Here is a 16,892-nt window from a genome sequence, read left to right as displayed (position 1 = left end):
TGAGAAGGAATGGAGCCACGATATCTGCGGCAACTGGCCGAAATCGTTGAACTGGGCTCGCTGTCGCGGGCCGCGGAAGCGCTCCATCTCACTCAGCCAACGCTCAGCCGCAATATGAAGAGCCTGGAGGCGCAAGTGGGTGCGCCTCTTTTGAAGCGTGGCCGTTATGGCGTGGCGCCGACGGTGATCGGCGCGGCGCTGGCGCGCCAGGGCCGCCTGATCCGCGACGCAATGGATCAGGCGGAAGGCGAAGTGGAGCGCTGGCGGCAAGGGCAGGATGGCAAATTGCGCATCGCCGTCGGCGCCATGCTGGCGCGCTCGATCATGCCGGGCTTCGTCAGCCATATCCTGCGTTCGAAATGGAATGTCGGCTTGCGGGTGTCGGTCGACGGTGCCGAGCGGTTGCTCGACCGCTTGCGGCGTGACGAACTCGACATCGTACTAGCGCCAGGCCTGCGCCATTTCGCGGCCGACGATCTGATCCACGATGTAATGTTCGAAGATCACATCGGTCTGTTCGCCAGCGAGAAGCATCCGTTGGCGCAGCGCCGCGAGGTCAGCGTCGCCGATCTGGCTGCGGCGACCTGGACGACGGTGGGCGTACTGTCTGGCGCCCGCGATACGACCCGCGAAATTCTCTCGCGCATCGGCGTCGACGGCGCACGCACCGTGATCGAATTTTCCGGCGACATTTCGATCGCGCTCACTCTGGTCAGCAGTGGCAACTATTTGATGGCGGCGCCGAGTTTTCTGATGCGCCATATCGACGATCCCAGGCGTTTCGTCGAATTGCGTTTCAAGGCGGAGATGCCGCGCCGAGACGTGGCCATGTGGCGCCGCCAGGACATGAAGGATCATCCCCTGATCGACGAATTCAAAGCGCGCTTCGAGACCTATGTCCGGGGGCTGGCGGACAGCAAGCCGGACTGAGATATACGTTTTTGGTATGATTGCTGCCAAAATTGTTGTTTTCGAATAAGTAAAACCTCTCCACAATCCGCGCCGAAAAGCCGGGAGGCCCGAGCCGTCCGTTTGAGGGGAGTGGATCCGAAATGATGTTGCCGAAAATCGCCGCCGCCGCGTTCTGGCTGGCGGGCGCCATGGCTGTTGCCGCGCAATCGCCGCTTGAACAAATCCCGCCGGGGCCGATCACGGTCATCGTGCCGTTGGCGCCGGGCGGGCCGGCCGATGCGATCGCGCGCGTACTGGCTGAACGTCTCAGCCAGGACATCAAACGTTCGATCGTCATCGAGAACCGCACGGGTGCGGCGGGCAATGTCGGCGCCGCCTTCGTGGCGAAATCGGCGCCCGACGGACTGACCTGGCTCTTCTGCCCGGATTCGATCGTCACGGTGAATCCGAATGTCTACAAGTCGCAGGGCTTCGATGCGACGCGCGATCTCGTGCCTGTCGCCAAGGTCGGCCAGAACCTGCTGCTGCTCGCCGTCAACGCCAAGACCGTTCCAGCCAAGAGTTTCAAGGAGCTGGTCGAATACGGCAAAAGCCACGAACTGAATTTCGGTTCGGCCGGCATCGGTTCGCCCGGCCATCTGGCGCTCGAATATCTGAAGATGGTGAGCGAGCTGCGCGCCGTGCACGTGCCGTATCGCGGCGCGGCGCTCGCTTTGCAGGATCTGCTCGCCGGCAACATCCAGGCGAGTTTCATCACCGCCGGCGTGCTCATTCCGCACGTCAATTCGGGCGCGCTGCGGGCGCTCGCCGTGTCGGCCAACGAACGGGTGCGTTTCGTGCCCGATATTCCCACCGCTGAAGAGGCTGGCATCAAGGGCTTCGAAGCACGTTTCGTCAATTACATGTTCGCACCCGGCGGTATGAAGCCGGAGCTGCGGGCGGCTTTCGGCAATGCCGTTCTGGAAGCGCTGAAGAACCCGGAGGTGCGTGCCCGCATCGAACAGCAGGCGACCGATCCGATCGGCGCCGACGAAGCGGCTTCCGTCGCTCAGATCGCTCGTGACCGGCAGAAATGGGGCGAAGTCATCGCCAAAGCTGGTATGAAGATGGAATGATGGTTCGCCGCCCGTGATGGCGGCACCGCTCAAACGATTGCTTGGAAACGCTGTCTAAGAGGCTTTTATGTCGCGTCCTAATTTTCTGTTCTTCATCACCGACCAGCAGCGGGCCGATTATCTCGGCTGCGCCGGCCATCCGATCGTCAAGACGCCCAATATCGATGGTCTCGCGGCTAATGGTACGAGGTTCGACCGCTTCTACGTGGCATCGCCCGTCTGCATGCCCAATCGCGCCTCGCTGCTGACCGGTCGTTTTCCCAGCACCCATGGCCTGCGCCACAACGGCTGCGATCTCTCTATTCGCGCCAATACGTTCACCGACGTGCTGCGGGCCGGCGGCTATCGCACGGCGCTCATCGGCAAGAGCCACGTGCAGCCGATGACAGGTATCGACTCGCAAAAGCGCTACAAGCCCGACGAACTTGGCGTCATCAAGGAAGCCTGGAAGGCGGAGGAGGCCGACTACGATCAGGAAGATCCGTCGCGCTACGCCAGTCCAGAATTCTTCAAGATCAGGACGCCCTATTACGGCTACGACCATGTCGACATGGTCACCAATCACAGCGACCAGTGCAACGGCCATTACTATCAATGGCTGAAGTCGAAAACCAATCAGGCGGACTTCTGGCGCGACAAGGCCAATCAACTGCCGCACGATTACGTCTGCCCGCAGGCGGTGCGCACGCCGATCCCGGAGGAACTCTATCCGACGTCCTTCATCCGCGATCGCGCGATCGATTATATCAATGCGTCGAAAGGCGACGATCAGCCGTTCTTCGCTTTCGTCTCTTTCCCCGATCCGCATCACCCGTTCACGCCGCCGGGCAAATATTGGGACATGTACAGCCCCGAGGATTTCCATCCGCGGCTGCCCTATGAGGCGCATAAAAATCCGACGCCGCCGATGCGCTGGCTGCACGATCATTGGACCAAGGGCACGCGCCAGGCGCAGACGCAGGAAGCCTTCATGGCCAATGAGCGCGAGACGCGCGAAGCCATGGCGCTGTCCTGCGGCATGATCACGATGATCGACGATGCCATCGGTTCTGTGATCAATGCGCTGAAAGCCGCCGGCAAATATGAGAATACGGTGATCGTGTTCAATTCCGACCACGGCGACTATCTCGGCGACTTCAACCTGATGTTGAAGGGCGCGATCATGCTCGATTCCATCAACAACGTGTCGATGATCTGGTCCGATCCCGCCGATCGGACGGCGCGCGTGTCGCACGCTCTGTCCTCGACCATCGATCTGGCGCCCTCCATCATCGATCGCGCCGGCCTGAAACCCTATTGGGGCATTCAGGGCAAGAGCCTGCTCGGCAATGTCGCCGGCTCCCACGAGCTGCGCGACGAACTGGTGATCGAATATGAGGATACCCAGCCGCGCATGGGCTTCGAGAAATCGGCGGTGGTGCGCACGCTGATCACCGCCGATCACCGGCTCACCCTCTACAAGGGCATGCCGTGGGGCGAACTCTACGATCGCCGCACCGATCCCGACGACACCCATAATGTGTGGGACGATCCGGCCTATGCCGGCGTGCGCGCCGAATTGACCGAGCGTCTCGTCCATGAACTCATGGAAAATGTCGACAAAAGTCCGCACGCGCGCCGACGCGCATAAGGCTCTTGCAAAAATCGCGTTTCTATCGAAACGCGATTCATTCTAAGAGTTGATCAGCGGCAGAATGCTGTCGATGAGGTGCCGGCCCGGATGATCCGCCGGGCGGGGTGGAAACAATGGGCAGCGAGGGGCAGGGAGCGAAGACGGCGCCGGGTGAAAACCGGATCATCTGGGGCGTCGCCATTTCCCAGCTGATTGCCATCGGCGTTCTCTGGCATTCGATCGCCCTGTTTCTGAAACCGCTCAACCAGGAATTCGGCTGGAGCGCCACGGAAGTCGCTTCGGCCTTCACCCTGGCGCTCGTCGTGGCCGATATTTTTGCGATTCCCTTCGGCTATCTGATGGACCGGCGCGGCGGTCGCTGGATCATGACCGGTGGCGGGCTGGTCGGCGCGGCGGCGCTCATGAGCGTGCCGCATATCAGCAGTCTGACCGAGCTTTACATGGCTTTCACCGGCGTCGGCATTTCGCAGTCGATGCTGCTGGGCAATATTCCGGCCTCCGTCGTCACCGCCAACGTCAAGGATTTTCGCCGCGGCCTCACCTATGCGGCGATTATCGGTGGCCTGTCGTCGGCGGTCGTACCGCCGGTGGTCGGCCTGATCATGGGCGAATATGGCTGGCGCGCCGGCATGATGGCGCTGGCCGCGATCCTGGCTTTCGGGCCGACCTTGATCTGTTTCTTCACCTTGCGCGGCACGGTCGGCAGCCGCACGGGCGAATTTCAGCGACGCAAGCAGGCGCTTTCGGAAGGGGGGCTGCCATCGGCGCCGCAAGGCGGCACGTCGCCGTTGCGCAGCGCCATCCGTACGGGCGCTTTCTGGACCTTGGCGATCGCCTTCAGCGTGCATTGGTTCGTCATGTCGGGCATCACCATCCATCTGGTGCCGTTGCTTGACGAGCGTGGCCTGCCGCAGAGCCTGGCGGTGGTGATCTTTTCAATGACCGGACCGGCCGCCGTCGTTGGGCGGATCATCACCCATGTGCTCGATCCGGTCGGATCGGCGCGCCGCACCGGACGGATTGTCTTTCCGATGTTCGGCGTCGGCATGCTCATTCTGATTTTCGCCGGCTCCTATGGCGCGACCGGTAATTTTCTCTTCGCGCTCGTACATGGCGCGGCTGGCGGCGTCATCATGATCGTCCGCCAGACGGTGATCGCTGAGATCTTCGGTCTGCGCGGATATGCGGCGGTGTCGGGCGCGATGACGACCGTGTCGATCCTGCCGCGCACCATGTCGCCCGTCGTGCTGGCGATGTTGCACGACGTCTATGGCACCTATCTGCCGGTGCTGTGGTTCCTGTTCGGGCTGATCGTCATCGGCACCATCGCTTATTTCATCGGAACGTCGGAGCGGATGGCGCCGAGACGATAACGGTCAGGCGACGTTGCGGCCGCCAAGCCCGCTGTCGGGCGCGGCGCTGCTGAGGCCGGACATGCGCATCAGCTTGCCGACCACGCGCAGGGAGAAAGCCAGCAGCAGCGGCATCGAGTGGCGGCAGTAAGCAAGTTTACGGACGTAGTTGTCGATGCGCCACGTCGCCCAGGTGCCACTCGCGAAGAAAGCGACGTCACCGGGCTTGAGCATGCGGACCGATCCGTCCTGGGCGGTCACTTCGACCTCGCCTTGCAGGATGTGGACGGTTTCGTCGACACCGAAATACCATTTGAATGTGCCAGCCGTGCAATCCCAAACATTGCAGGTGGCGGCGCCGTCGGCGCTGCGGAACACTTCCACCGAACGGGCTTCAGGGGATCCGGCGAGGATCCAATCTGAATTGATAGGCGCCGGCTCGAGGACGACCGCGTCGAGCGCGGCGGCGGCGAAGTCGGGCGATGACATAAAAAGAGCCTCCTGTTTGTGCAGGAGGCACTATCGCCGGCAAACCTTCACGAAAGCTCAATCCCAGAGCAAATCACGTTTCGGTGGAAACGTGATTTTGCTTGGATCTCTTATTTTGACGCGTCTTCATGGCGTTCGGCTAAGCCGAACTGTGAAACGCTATAACCCCAGCTTAATCCTGGTATTCGGCCGGGATTTTGCGGATTTCGTCGACGGCGTTGGTCATCGCCGAGCAGAAATCGTTGCGATCCGCCACGGTCTCATATTCGAGCTTGGAGAAAACCTCGTCCAAAGCTTCCTTCGGCATATCGACGCGGCGTTCGACATAGCCGATTGCGTCTTCGAGACGGATCATTTCCTCGCCCGTCGGCAGAACCTGCTCGCAGCGGTCGATGGCGAGATCGAGACGGTAGAGATCGTTTAGAAGCTCGCGCCAGTTGGTCGACTGCTCCTGCTGAATGGGTTCTTGCGCGACAGCCGGAGCGACAGCCAGCAGCATCGCTCCAAAGATAGCGATTTTTGCAAGTTGCCTCATAGATAAGCTCCCAGACCCGACATCTGCACGTTTTACACCCGATATTGCGGCGCAACCATGGCGTGAATGTCTTGTCACGGACATGTGAAGCAAGAGGCGCGCCAGCAGCGATCAACGGAATTGTCACTGAGTGTCTGAAACACCAGAGTTAAAAAAGAGTTCCCGCCACGCAGGTTTCGCACCGGGAACCTTTGGCGCTGGCGCGGCGGCGAAAACAGCGCGCGCGATGGCGCGGGCCAGACAATCGGCAGCAGCCTGGCCGATTTCAATGTGATCGCGCGTATCCGGTGTCTTGCCGGCGCGGCCGGTGCTGGCTGCGAAAATGAGATCGCCATCCATCGCCGCATGCGAGGGGCGCAAAGCGCGGCTCATGCCATCATGCGCCATCACGGCGAGGCGGCGGGCGCCGCCTTTCGTCAATGCCGCATCGGTGGCGACGATGGCGATGGTGGTATTTTCCGGTTTCGGCGCGGCCGCGCCTTTGATGACCAGATCGAGATCGGCTGTTTCGATCCGCGCCGGTAGGCCCAGCCCGCCGAACTCACCGTTTTGCTCATAAGGTGCTGCCCAGAAATGCGGTCCCGAACCGATCGTGGCACTACCGATCGCATTGGCGGCGACTAGCGCGCCGACCGTGAAGCCGCCGGCGGTGCGGCAGGAGGCTGAACCCAGGCCGCCACGCAGATTGGCGGTGGTGGCACCAAAGCCGGCGCCAACGGAGCCGATGGCGAAATCCGTCGCGACCGCCTCGGCGGCGGCATGACCGAGCTCCCAATAGGGCGACATGCGCGGCCAGGTCTTGTCGCCGCCATTCAGGAGATCGAACAGGATAGCGCCGGGAACGATAGGTACTTTTACGGAGCCGACGGGGAAGCCGCGTCCTGCGGTCCGCAACGCCGCTTGAACACCGCCCGGCGCATCGAGGCCGAAAGCCGAGCCGCCCGACAGCACCAAAGCGTCGACCCGTTCGACGGTCATTTCGGGATCGAGCAAGGCAGTATCCCGCACACCGGGTGCGCCGCCATGAATGGCGATGGAGGCGATGGCCGGTTCGTCGAAAATCACTGCCGTGACCCCCGACAGCACGGTTTCGTCTTGGGCATTGCCGACTTTCAGGCCAGGGACGTCGGTGATCAGGTTCAGCACGGGTCACGCTCCATCACGTCATCTTCACGCCCACATCACCTCTTGGCGAGGCGGCGTTCCGCCGCTTTGCATGGGCAGCGCCTAGGTTTTAAGCAGTAGGGCTGGTCTAGCATGTTCGTGGCGCCCGCGCCTCGGCCTGCGGGTGCGCCCGGTTGGCGCGATCGGATGTGAGATGTCGGATATTTCGCTGCCTGCCGCTTTGATTGCCGGCTTGCTGTCATTCCTAAGCCCCTGCGTCTTGCCGCTGGTGCCGCCTTATCTGACCTTCATCGCCGGAACGACGGTGGAGGAATTGTCGAGCGAACGGGCGACGCGGGCGCGACGTGACGTGCTGCTGGCGGCTGTGCTGTTCGTGCTTGGCTTCTCGACCGTCTTCGTCGGGCTTGGCGCCACCGCGTCGTTGTTCGGCCAGCTCATCCGGCAATATTTCGGTCTGCTGTCGGCGCTGGCAGGTGTCGCCATCATCGCGATGGGTCTGCATTTCCTCGGCGTATGGCGGCTGGCGTTGCTTTATCGCGAGGCGCGGCTCGACGTGCGCAAGCCCGTCGGCCTGTGGGGCGCTTATGTCATGGGCCTCGCCTTCGCCTTCGGCTGGACGCCCTGTATCGGGCCGATCCTGGCGGCGATCCTGACGATCGCCGGCAGCGAAGGCACCGCCGGGCGCGGCGCGCTGTTGCTGGCGGTCTATTCGGCGGGGCTTGGCATTCCGTTTCTCATCGCGGCTTTTGCCATCGAGCCGTTCATGGAATTTCTCGGCCGGTTCAAGCGCCATCTCGGCACGGTGGAGAAAGTGGTCGGCGTTTTGCTCATCGTCACCGGCGTCGCTTTCCTCACGGGCAGCATGCAGGCAGTGTCGTTCTGGCTGCTTGACGTTTTTCCAGGGTTAGCGACGCTCGGCTGATCGCGCGTTCAGGAGGCAGAGAGATGGAAGAATTGAACGGCCGCATGCTGGCCTGCCAGATTCTCATCACCGGGCTGGTCGCGCATGTCGCCAATTCTTCGCCCGATCCGCTGCGCTTCCTCACCGGCTTTCGCGACGAGATCAAAGCGGTCATTGCCGGCATCGACATCAGCGGCACGGAATCGGCCGAGCGCGTCAGGGCCGCGGCGCAGCTTTCGGTGGACGAATTGTTCGCCTTGATGAAGCCGCCGAGCCAGGAAATCTGAGCAGGCCACTTTCAATAAAATCCCGATTGTTGCCGAAATGCGCCGCCTCGGTAGGAGCGATCGGTCAGTCTTCATCGTACCTGCTGACAATGAGCGGGAATGACTTTGCTTTTCTCGCTTATTTAATTTGGACCAAATCTAAAGTGTGTCGTCGTGATGCCGCCGGCGCGCACCTCTGTGGCTGTTGATAATAATCGTTCTAAAACAGAGGCTTTGACGGACGCCCCGTCCTCTGCGATGACCGCCCCATCAATCTACATCCGTATTATTACTAGGGGCGAGCTGATGACTGTTGAGAAGGCGCCACATTCGCTGCGCGCGGCGACCACGCGTATGGCCTGGCCGGTGGATATCGATTCACGTGGTGCTTTGGCGACGGCCGCCGCTTTTCTGGTGACGGCAGGATCGGTCGGCAGCGCCGATGCGCAGCAGGGACCAGTGCAGCCCAGCGAGGCCTTGCCGTCCGTCACTGTCGACGCGCCAGTAGTGCATCACCGCAGCGCGCCGCCGCGCCAGAGTGCGGCGCATGTTCGTGCCCGCGTTGCCTTGCGCCGCCGCGCCGCGCCACGCGCGCCCGTGGCACCCGTGCAGCCCGCGCCAGCGCCGGGCGCCGTCAGCGCGCCGGCAATCGCGCGCCAGCCTGGCAGCGATCCCTATGCCGATGCAGCCGCGCCCTATAAGGCCGACCGCCTGGCTTCATCAGCCAAATTCGCCGAGCCGATCCTCAACACGCCCAAGAGCGTAACCGTTCTCACCCGCGAGGTGATCGACGACAAGAACGCCACCTCGTTTCGAGATCTGGCACGCACCACCGCTGGCTTGACGCTGGGGACGGGCGAGGGCGGCAACGCGTTCGGCGATCGCTTCTTTATTCGTGGCTTCGATGCGCGCAACGACGTTTTCGTCGATGGTGTGCGCGATCCGTCCGTCAGTATCCGCGAAAATTTCTTCACCGAACAGGTGGAAATCCTGCGCGGTCCGTCATCGTCCTTCGCCGGACGCGGCACTACGGGCGGTGCGGTCAATATCGTCACCAAACAGGCGCAAGATCGGAATTTCTACAAGGCCGACGCGACCATCGGCACGGATTCGACCCGGCGTTTCACCTTCGACGTCAATCAGGTCATCTCGCCGGCGCTGTCGATCCGCGCGGCGGGCATGGGCCAGCAGGCCAATGTGGCCGGACGCGACTTCGTGTTCGATGATCGTTGGGGCGGCTTGCTGGCCGTGGCATTCAAGCCCAATGACCAACTGAAGGTCACCGCCAATTACACCCATGTCTATCTCAACATGCTGCCGGATTTCGGTGTGCCCTATAACACGGCGGCGGGTGCGCCCTTCACCGAAACCGGCGTACCGCGCAACACCTATTACGGCTTCGTCAATCGCGACTTCCAGAAAGCCAAGCAGGATATTCTCACCCAGAACACGGAATATGCCGTCAACGATCATCTGACGATCAGCAACAAGTTCCGCTACGAATGGTCGTTGCTCAATTATCTCGGCACGATTCCCGAAGCGCCCAATCTGACGACGTTGACCTATACCGGCAATCCGCAGAGCCGCTATCAGGTGACGACCGTGCTGGCGGATCAGACGGATGCGACGCTCAAATACGATCTGGGGCCGATCAAGAGCACGACGTCCATCGGCACCGAGTTCTCGCGCGAACGCATGAGCTTCGACACCTATAGAGGTTTAACGTCGGAAGCTTTGCCGGGCGGTTTCAACGGGACGGGTTCGATCATGAACGCGTCCATCTTCAATCCGCCGAATGAATTGCCGTTCTCCGGCACGCCGGTTCTCGCCGGCAATCCGATCGTCACAACGGTCAATACCAAGAGCGCTTATCTGATCGAGAGTGTCAATTATCAGGATCTGGTCATTCTCAACGGCGGCCTGCGCTACGACAATTACAACATCAGCTCCTGGCAGGCGGGCAAGACGGTTTCGAACACGTCGGGGCTGGTCAATTACAACCTCGGTATCACGGTCAAGCCGCTGCCTTATGCGAGCGTCTATGCCGCCTATGCCACATCCGCCAATCCGGTTGGTGGCGCGCTCGATGGTTCATCGCTTGCTTACGGCGGCTTCAATCCCATCGCGCCGGTCAATCAAGTGTTTTCGCCGCAGCGGAACAAGGCGTTCGAAATCGGCACGAAATGGGAGCTGTTCGATCGCCATCTCCTGCTGACGGCGGCTCTGTTTCATACCCGCGTCGACAATGCGCTTGAATCGATCACGCTCAACGGTGTGCGCGGCACCATCGTGTCGGGCGCCTCTTATCACGTGCAGGGCGTTGACATCGGGCTTGGCGGCAAGATCACGCCGGAGTGGAGCGTGTTCGGTGGTATGACCTTGATGGAATCGCGTGTCGATCAATCGGCGATGCCGAGCAATGTCGGCCTCAAACTGGCTAACATCGCGCATCAGTCGTTCAATCTGTTGAGCAAATATCAGGTGACGAACTGGCTCGAGATCGGCGGCCAGGCGACCTATATGTCGCGCATCTATGGCGGCACCTTGCTGGCGGCCAATGCCGGCACGTCGATCCCGTCCCATTGGCGTTTCGACACGTTCCTGGAAGGCAAGATCAACGACAATCTGACGGTGAAGCTGTTCGTGAACAACATCTTCAACACACGCTACTACGACGCCCTCTACCAGAGCGCCGCGCCCTTCGTCTTCATCGCGCCGGGCCGCTCGGCGCAACTCATGCTGTCAGCGAAGTTTTAACCGAAGGCGTTCGCAAAATGAAAAGGCCGGACGCAAGCCCGGCCTTTGTCGTTTGGATATAGCGTGCCTTACGGCGCGCTCTGCATCTCTTCGAAGATCAGCTTGCCGTCGGCCGCCTTCTTCCAAATGTACATGACATAGTCGGAATCGGTGCGGTCGCCCTTGGCGTCATAGGAGATGGTGCCGATCACCGTGTCGAAGGGTTTGCCGGAATGCATATATTCGGCGACCTTCTTCGGGTCGGTCGTCTTGGTCGCTTCCATCGCCTGCTGCAGGATCTGCACCGCCGCATAGGTGTAGAGCGTGTAGGATTCCGGATTGATCTTCTTGTCGATGAGTTTCTTGACGATGGCCGCCGCATTGGGGCGCTTGGTCGGATCCGGGCCGTAGGTCATCAAGGTGCCCTCGACGCCAGGACCGCCGACGGCGCCGAATTCGGCCGAAGCGATGCCGTCGCCGCCGAGCAGAACGGCATTGACGCCCTGGTCGCGCATCTGGCGCACCAAAAGGCCGCCTTCCGGATAGAGGCCACCCCACACCACCAGGTCGATGCCCTGCTGGCGCAGCTTCGATACGAGCGCGGAGAAATCCTTCTCGCCGACGTTGACGCCTTCATAGAGAACTTCGGTGACGCCGGCGCTGTTCATGTTCTTCTTGATCTCGTCGGCGAGACCTTTGCCATAGGGCGTCTTGTCGTGGATGACGGCGACCTTTTTGCCCTTGAAGTTCTGGGCAATGTATTTGCCGCCGACGGCGCCTTGCTGGTCGTCGCGGCCGCAGGTGCGGAAGACGTTCGTCAGCTTGCGCTCGGTCAGGACCGGATTGGTCGAGGCCGGCGTGATCTGCAGGATGCCGTTCTCCTGATAGACGTCGGAGGCGGGGATCGAGACGCCGGAATTGAAATGGCCGACGACGAATTTGACGCCATCGCCAGCGAACTTATTGGCGACGGACACGCCCTGTTCCGGCCGCGAGACGTCGTCGCCGAGGAACAGTTGAACCTTCTGGCCGAGGATGCCGCCGGCGGCGTTGATGTCCTCAACCGCCTGTTCGGCACCGTTCTTCATCTGCGAGCCGAAGACGGCGCTGCCGCCGGTGATGGGGCCGCCGAGGCCGAGTTTGATCTGCGCCTGTCCCGGACCGACGGCCACCAGGGTGGTGGCGACGGCGGCAAGGAGTCCCAACCATGTTCTTTTCATTTAAGTCCCTCCGGACGGTTCCGTGGTCGTCTGCGCCCGACGCCATCGGCGTGAATACTTCCCTGAATTGCGCATGAAGTCATCAGTAAACCTTCGGATATAGCAGGCGTCATTTCGACGGGTCGGTTTGGAACCCGTACTGCCGGCGCATCTGTCGCGCGCGCGTTACGATGTAGCCGGCGAGAGCGAACAGAATGATGACGAGCAGGATCACCGCGTAATAGCGCAGGGCGTCGACCAGGGCTGCCCCATCCTGCGCGCCGACCGCGGCGATCACCCTGTCCAGCGGCACGGTGTTTTCGTGAAACAGCACATAATGCAGGAAGGCGACAACGCCGGCCAACAGAACGGCATAGGGCACGACCTGCCAGAGCGGGCGCCAGGTCCAAGCCAGGATGCGGCCGGCGGCCCAGGCGGCGGCTCCGCCCATGACCACCGTCACGGCGAGAAAAGACCAGGGCTCGTAGGGCGAGGGCGCGTAGAGAAGCCCTTCCATCAATGGCCTCCCTCGAGATAGGCGGCGCGGATTTCCGGCCGCGACAACAGGTCGGCGCCGGTGCCGCTCATGGTAATATTGCCGTTGACCATGACATAGGCGCGATGGGCCAGGCGCAGGGCATGGAAGGCGTTCTGCTCGACCAGGAAGACGGTCAGGCCGTCGCGCCGGTTGAGATCGCGGATGACGTCGAAAATCTGCTTCACGACCAAAGGCGCCAGGCCGAGGGAGGGTTCGTCGAGCAGCAGCAGGCGCGGCCGGGTCATCAAGGCGCGGGCGATGGCGAGCATCTGTTGTTCGCCGCCGGACAGGGTGCCGCCGCGCTGGTGCAGCCGCTCCTTGAGGCGCGGGAAAATGGTGAACATCCGTTCGAGATCGTCGGCGCGTTTGGCTGGGTCGCCGAGCGCGGCACCCATCAGCAGATTTTCCTCGACGCTCATGCGCGGGAAGATGCGTCGGCCTTCCGGCGATTGGGCGATGCCGAGGCGGGCCACGTCATGGGTCGGCAATTGGGTGATGTCGCGGCCGTCGTAGACGATGCGGCCACGGCGGGCGCGCGGCGAACCGAAGATCGTCATCATCAAGGTCGATTTGCCGGCGCCGTTGGCACCGATCAGGGTGACGATCTCGCCTTGATCGACATGCATGTCGACGCCCTTCAGCGCGATGATCTTGCCATAGCCAGATTCGATGCCGGTGAGTTCGAGCAGGGCGGTCATGCCGGCCCTCCGTGTTCGTCCTCGTCGGCTGTGCCGAGATAGGCGGCGATCACCTTGGGGTCTTCGCGCACCTCGGCCGGCGCGCCATCGGAAATCTTCACGCCATGGTCGAGCACGACCAGATGGTCGGAAATGTTCATGATGACGCTCATGTCGTGCTCGATGATGAGGATCGACACGTTGTGTTCGTCACGGATGCCGCGCAGCAGGCGGGTCAGCTCGGCGGATTCGCGCGGATTGAGGCCAGCGGCCGGTTCGTCGAGACAGAGCAGGACCGGCTCGATGCACATGGCGCGGGCGATTTCCAGCCGGCGCTGGTCGCCATAGGGCAGGTCGCCGGCGGGATCGTCGGCACGATCGATGAGGTTGATGCGCTCGAGCCAATAGGCGGCGCGATCGACCGCCTCGCGTTCGCGCGGACGATAGAACATCGGCGCGACGAGGCCCGTGACCGAGAAGCCGGACGCCCGCATCAGCGTGTTGTGTTGCGCGACGATCAGGTTTTCGAGCACGGTCATGCCAGCGAACAGGCGGATGTTCTGGAAGGTGCGCGCCACTTTCGCCTTCTTCGCGATGTCGTGGCCGGGCATGCGTTCCAGGAGATAGATGTCGCCGCTCGGCATGCGGCGGTGGCGGCGCGGCGAACGCGTCAGCGCCTCGATGTCGGCGCGCGCCGTCTGTCCCTCGCGGGTGAAGGCGAGGCGGCCGGAGGTTGGCTTGTAGAAGCCGGTGATGCAGTTGAACACCGTCGTCTTGCCGGCGCCATTGGGGCCGATGATGGCGGTGATGTCGCCGCGGCCGGCGGCAAAGGACAGATTGCTGACGGCGCGAATGCCGCCGAACTGCATGCTCAGGCCGTCGACGGTGAGGACGGGGTCACTCAACCAGCGCATCAGCCGTGACCTTCCTTCACCAGATCGCCGGCGATGGCTTTGCGCTGTTTCAAGAAGATCGAAGGCGTTCGCGTCGAGATCAAACCTCGCGGTTTCCAGATCATCATCAAGACCATGGCGAAGCCGAAAATCAGCATGCGATATTGGTTCGGATCGAACTGGCCACCGAACAGGGTTTTGAGGAAGTCGAGTTCGCGCAGCGCTTCCGTGCCGCCGACCATGACGGCGGCAGCGAGCGCCACGCCGATCTGCGAGCCCATGCCGCCGAGAACGACGATGGCGAGAATGCTGGCGGACTCGATGAAGGTGAAAGAGTTCGGATTGACGAAGCCCTGCCGCACGGCAAAGAACGCGCCGGCGAAGCCGCCGAACATGGCGCCCAGCGCGAAGGCGGTGAGCTTGACGTTGGTGGTGTTGATGCCCAGCGAGCGGCAGGCGATCTCGTCCTCGCGCAAGGCTTCCCAGGCGCGTCCCACAGGCAGGCGGCGCAGGCGCAAGGTGATGAAATTGGTGATCAGCGCCAGAACCAGGATCAGATAGAACAGGAAGATCGTGCGATGGATCGGCGAGAATTCCAGGTCGAAGCGCGCGGCAAAGCCGTCGTCGCCGGCGGTGAAGGGAATGCCGAAGAAGGTGACGCGAGGGATCGAGGGGATGCCGGCCTCGCCATTGGTGAGGTCGATCCAATTGGTCAGGACGATATTGATGATCTCGCCGAAGGCCAATGTGACGATGGCGAGATAGTCGCCGCGCAGGCGCAACACCGGGAAGCCGAGCAGGATGCCCCAGAAGGCGGCGAGAATGCCGGCGAGCGGCAGGCAGATCCAAAACGACAGGCCGAATTTGGTGGCAAGCAGCGCATAGGCATAGCAGCCGACCGCGTAGAAGGCGACGTAACCCAGATCGAGCAGGCCGGCGAGACCGACGACGATGTTGAGCCCCCAGCCGAGCATGACGAAGATCAGGATCTGGATGCCGTAATTGTTGATCCACTTGAGCGAGCCTTGCGGCCCGAGCCAGTTGTTCATCACCAGCGGAAAGGCGAGGGCGGCCGCCAGGGCGAAAATCGCAATGACCGTGCCGGTGCCTTGCGGCGGCTTGATCGAGATGCGCTCGCCCGCGCCATCGAAATCGACCCGATCGATCGCGACGGCCGCGATCAGCGCAACGACGCCGGCGATCAGGCAGAAGACAGTGGTGGTCGTCGACGGAAAGGCCGTGAAATAGCCATGGCCGGCGACGAACAAGAGCAGAGCGATGCCGATCACCGCGAGCGTGCGTCCAAGCCCCGTGTTCAGCATCGATGCCGCGAAGCGGAAGGCGAACATGGCGATTGCCGCCCCGATGAGCCATTCCCAGCGCTGCAGCAGCACCAGATGATTGGTCATGTCCGCTTCGGCGCGCAAAGCGATCATGGGGAAGCAGAGGCCGGCGGTGACGAGGCCGACGAGGGTCGCGTCGCGCAGGGCGCGCGTGAGGCGGGATGGTTCTTCCTGGGAAGGCTTTTGGGTCAGGGGGGTGGCGCCGCGGGCGCGTTTGGCATCCTGCATGCGCTCAGACCTTCTCGACTTCCGGTTTGCCGAGCAGGCCGGAAGGCATGAAGATCAACACGACGATGAGGACGGAGAAAGCCGCGACGTTTTTGTAGTCGTTCGAGACATAGGCGGCCCACAGGGTTTCGATCAGGCCGATCAACAGGCCGCCGAGCACGGCGCCGGGGATCGAGCCGATGCCGCCAAGCACGGCGGCGGTGAAAGCCTTCACGCCGGGAATGAAACCGTCGGAGAAACTGACGACGCCGTAGTAGACGAGATAGAGCGTGCCGGCGACGGCGGCGAGCGCCGCACCCATGATGAAGGTGATCGACACCGTGCGGTCGACGTCTATGCCGAGCAAAGAGGCCATACGGCGGTCCTGTTCGACGGCGCGCTGGGCGCGGCCGAGCGGGGTTTTCTGCACCAGATACCAGAAGCCGGTGAGCAGGATGACGGTGACGGCGACGATGACGAATTTCTTATACGCGATCATCAGGCCGCCATCGCCGACGGGAAGCAGGATCATCTCGTTGAACATCGGCGGCAGCGGCTTGACCTGCGGGCCCTGGGCAACCTGGGCGAAATTCGCCAGGAAGATCGACATGCCGATGGCCGAGATGAGCGGCGCGAGGCGGAAGGAGCCGCGCAACGGCCGGTAGGCCAATCGTTCGATGCTCCAATTCCAGAGCGATGTGATCAGCATCGCCACAAGCAGGACGATGAACATCGCCACATAGATCGACGACAGGCCGACCAATTGGGTCAGCGCCAGAAACAGGATCAGAGCGATGAAGGCCGAGAGCATGAACAAATCGCCATGGGCGAAATTGACCATGCCGATGATGCCAAACACCATCGTATAGCCGATGGCGATCAGGCCGTAGATCGAGCCGAGGGTGATGCCGTTGATCAGTTGTTCGAGGAAATTAGCCCACATCGCGCTGCAGCCCTTCTCTGCGACGCGA

Annotated in this window: 16 protein-coding genes; 7 read left to right on the top strand and 9 right to left on the bottom strand. The window is 62.0% G+C overall.

All coding sequences use genetic code 11. From position 1 onward, the window contains the following. Positions 1–9 precede the first annotated feature (9 nt). The 4 genes from OIM99_RS23745 to OIM99_RS23730 all read left to right on the top strand — a co-directional run bounded on the left by OIM99_RS23745 (position 10) and on the right by OIM99_RS23730 (position 5,033). Positions 10–930, top strand: a complete 921-nt coding sequence (locus OIM99_RS23745; protein ID WP_311852957.1) for a LysR family transcriptional regulator — start codon at positions 10–12, stop codon at positions 928–930. A gap of 122 nt (positions 931–1,052) precedes the next feature. Continuing rightward, positions 1,053–2,027 carry a tripartite tricarboxylate transporter substrate binding protein gene (locus OIM99_RS23740; RefSeq protein WP_311852956.1) on the top strand — a complete coding sequence of 325 codons (975 nt, stop codon included), beginning with the start codon at positions 1,053–1,055 and terminating at the stop codon, positions 2,025–2,027. Positions 2,028–2,094: 67 nt separating this feature from the next. After that, positions 2,095–3,657, top strand: coding sequence for a sulfatase-like hydrolase/transferase (locus OIM99_RS23735; protein ID WP_311852955.1), 1,563 nt, complete (start codon positions 2,095–2,097; stop codon positions 3,655–3,657). A gap of 116 nt (positions 3,658–3,773) precedes the next feature. Then, the gene (locus tag OIM99_RS23730; RefSeq protein ID WP_311852954.1) at positions 3,774–5,033 is read left to right on the top strand and encodes an MFS transporter; all 1,260 of its coding nucleotides are present in this window, start codon (positions 3,774–3,776) and stop codon (positions 5,031–5,033) included. A gap of 3 nt (positions 5,034–5,036) precedes the next feature. On the opposite strand, the gene OIM99_RS23725 is transcribed toward OIM99_RS23730, so the two are convergent. The 3 genes from OIM99_RS23725 to OIM99_RS23715 form a co-directional block, all read right to left on the bottom strand. Next, positions 5,037–5,501 carry a cupin domain-containing protein gene (locus OIM99_RS23725; RefSeq protein WP_311852953.1) on the bottom strand — a complete coding sequence of 155 codons (465 nt, stop codon included), beginning with the start codon at positions 5,499–5,501 and terminating at the stop codon, positions 5,037–5,039. Positions 5,502–5,673: 172 nt separating this feature from the next. Then, on the bottom strand, positions 5,674–6,036 hold the full coding sequence (locus OIM99_RS23720) for a hypothetical protein (RefSeq protein ID WP_311852952.1): 363 nt from the start codon (positions 6,034–6,036) through the stop codon (positions 5,674–5,676). 123 nt (positions 6,037–6,159) lie between these two features. Next, entirely contained in the window at positions 6,160–7,182 is a 1,023-nt protein-coding gene (locus tag OIM99_RS23715; RefSeq protein ID WP_311852951.1) for a P1 family peptidase, read from the bottom strand. 172 nt (positions 7,183–7,354) lie between these two features. On the opposite strand from OIM99_RS23715, the gene OIM99_RS23710 reads away from it, so the two are divergent. The 3 genes from OIM99_RS23710 (at position 7,355) to OIM99_RS23700 (ending at position 11,085) form a co-directional block, all read left to right on the top strand. Next, positions 7,355–8,083: a cytochrome c biogenesis CcdA family protein gene (locus OIM99_RS23710; protein ID WP_311852950.1), complete on the top strand. Its 729-nt coding sequence runs from the start codon at positions 7,355–7,357 to the stop codon at positions 8,081–8,083. A gap of 23 nt (positions 8,084–8,106) precedes the next feature. Further along, positions 8,107–8,349, top strand: a complete 243-nt coding sequence (locus tag OIM99_RS23705; RefSeq protein ID WP_311852949.1) for a hypothetical protein — start codon at positions 8,107–8,109, stop codon at positions 8,347–8,349. Between the two features lie 285 nt (positions 8,350–8,634). Continuing rightward, positions 8,635–11,085 (top strand): TonB-dependent receptor domain-containing protein, encoded by a 2,451-nt coding sequence (locus OIM99_RS23700; RefSeq protein WP_311852948.1) that lies wholly within the window; start codon positions 8,635–8,637, stop codon positions 11,083–11,085. Between the two features lie 68 nt (positions 11,086–11,153). Here the strand turns inward: OIM99_RS23700 and OIM99_RS23695 are convergent, their stop codons facing one another. The 6 genes from OIM99_RS23695 to OIM99_RS23670 all read right to left on the bottom strand — a co-directional run bounded on the left by OIM99_RS23695 (position 11,154) and on the right by OIM99_RS23670 (position 16,864). After that, positions 11,154–12,284, bottom strand: a complete 1,131-nt coding sequence (locus OIM99_RS23695) for a branched-chain amino acid ABC transporter substrate-binding protein (RefSeq protein ID WP_311852947.1) — start codon at positions 12,282–12,284, stop codon at positions 11,154–11,156. Between the two features lie 109 nt (positions 12,285–12,393). Then, on the bottom strand, positions 12,394–12,780 hold the full coding sequence (locus tag OIM99_RS23690) for a DUF6867 family protein (protein ID WP_311852946.1): 387 nt from the start codon (positions 12,778–12,780) through the stop codon (positions 12,394–12,396). Next, positions 12,780–13,499, bottom strand: a complete 720-nt coding sequence (locus OIM99_RS23685; protein ID WP_311852945.1) for an ABC transporter ATP-binding protein — start codon at positions 13,497–13,499, stop codon at positions 12,780–12,782. The genes OIM99_RS23690 and OIM99_RS23685 overlap by 1 nt, the downstream gene beginning before the upstream one ends. Further along, positions 13,496–14,392, bottom strand: coding sequence for an ATP-binding cassette domain-containing protein (locus OIM99_RS23680; RefSeq protein WP_311852944.1), 897 nt, complete (start codon positions 14,390–14,392; stop codon positions 13,496–13,498). The genes OIM99_RS23685 and OIM99_RS23680 overlap by 4 nt, the downstream gene beginning before the upstream one ends. Then, positions 14,392–15,942, bottom strand: a complete 1,551-nt coding sequence (gene livM, locus OIM99_RS23675; RefSeq protein WP_311852943.1) for a high-affinity branched-chain amino acid ABC transporter permease LivM — start codon at positions 15,940–15,942, stop codon at positions 14,392–14,394. Before livM ends, OIM99_RS23680 begins: the two co-directional genes overlap by 1 nt. A gap of 4 nt (positions 15,943–15,946) precedes the next feature. Beyond that, positions 15,947–16,864, bottom strand: a complete 918-nt coding sequence (locus tag OIM99_RS23670; RefSeq protein WP_311852942.1) for an ABC transporter permease subunit — start codon at positions 16,862–16,864, stop codon at positions 15,947–15,949. Positions 16,865–16,892 lie beyond the last annotated feature (28 nt).

Origin of the sequence: Methylocella sp. CPCC 101449 (genome assembly GCF_031921685.1) — a bacterium.
GTDB lineage: Bacteria > Pseudomonadota > Alphaproteobacteria > Rhizobiales > Beijerinckiaceae > Terripilifer.
Note: the sequence above shows the minus strand (reverse complement) of the source record. Positions and strands in the feature narration are given on the sequence as shown.

Coding starts and splice junctions, on each gene's coding strand:
- OIM99_RS23680 (WP_311852944.1), bottom strand. CDS start 14,392: ATGCGCTGGTTGAGTGACCCCGTCCTCACCGTCGACGGCCTGAGCATG.
- OIM99_RS23725 (WP_311852953.1), bottom strand. CDS start 5,501: ATGTCATCGCCCGACTTCGCCGCCGCCGCGCTCGACGCGGTCGTCCTC.
- OIM99_RS23695 (WP_311852947.1), bottom strand. CDS start 12,284: ATGAAAAGAACATGGTTGGGACTCCTTGCCGCCGTCGCCACCACCCTG.
- OIM99_RS23745 (WP_311852957.1), top strand. CDS start 10: ATGGAGCCACGATATCTGCGGCAACTGGCCGAAATCGTTGAACTGGGC.
- OIM99_RS23730 (WP_311852954.1), top strand. CDS start 3,774: ATGGGCAGCGAGGGGCAGGGAGCGAAGACGGCGCCGGGTGAAAACCGG.
- OIM99_RS23720 (WP_311852952.1), bottom strand. CDS start 6,036: ATGAGGCAACTTGCAAAAATCGCTATCTTTGGAGCGATGCTGCTGGCT.
- livM (WP_311852943.1), bottom strand. CDS start 15,942: ATGCAGGATGCCAAACGCGCCCGCGGCGCCACCCCCCTGACCCAAAAG.
- OIM99_RS23740 (WP_311852956.1), top strand. CDS start 1,053: ATGATGTTGCCGAAAATCGCCGCCGCCGCGTTCTGGCTGGCGGGCGCC.
- OIM99_RS23705 (WP_311852949.1), top strand. CDS start 8,107: ATGGAAGAATTGAACGGCCGCATGCTGGCCTGCCAGATTCTCATCACC.
- OIM99_RS23685 (WP_311852945.1), bottom strand. CDS start 13,499: ATGACCGCCCTGCTCGAACTCACCGGCATCGAATCTGGCTATGGCAAG.
- OIM99_RS23710 (WP_311852950.1), top strand. CDS start 7,355: ATGTCGGATATTTCGCTGCCTGCCGCTTTGATTGCCGGCTTGCTGTCA.
- OIM99_RS23690 (WP_311852946.1), bottom strand. CDS start 12,780: ATGGAAGGGCTTCTCTACGCGCCCTCGCCCTACGAGCCCTGGTCTTTT.
- OIM99_RS23700 (WP_311852948.1), top strand. CDS start 8,635: ATGACTGTTGAGAAGGCGCCACATTCGCTGCGCGCGGCGACCACGCGT.
- OIM99_RS23670 (WP_311852942.1), bottom strand. CDS start 16,864: ATGTGGGCTAATTTCCTCGAACAACTGATCAACGGCATCACCCTCGGC.
- OIM99_RS23735 (WP_311852955.1), top strand. CDS start 2,095: ATGTCGCGTCCTAATTTTCTGTTCTTCATCACCGACCAGCAGCGGGCC.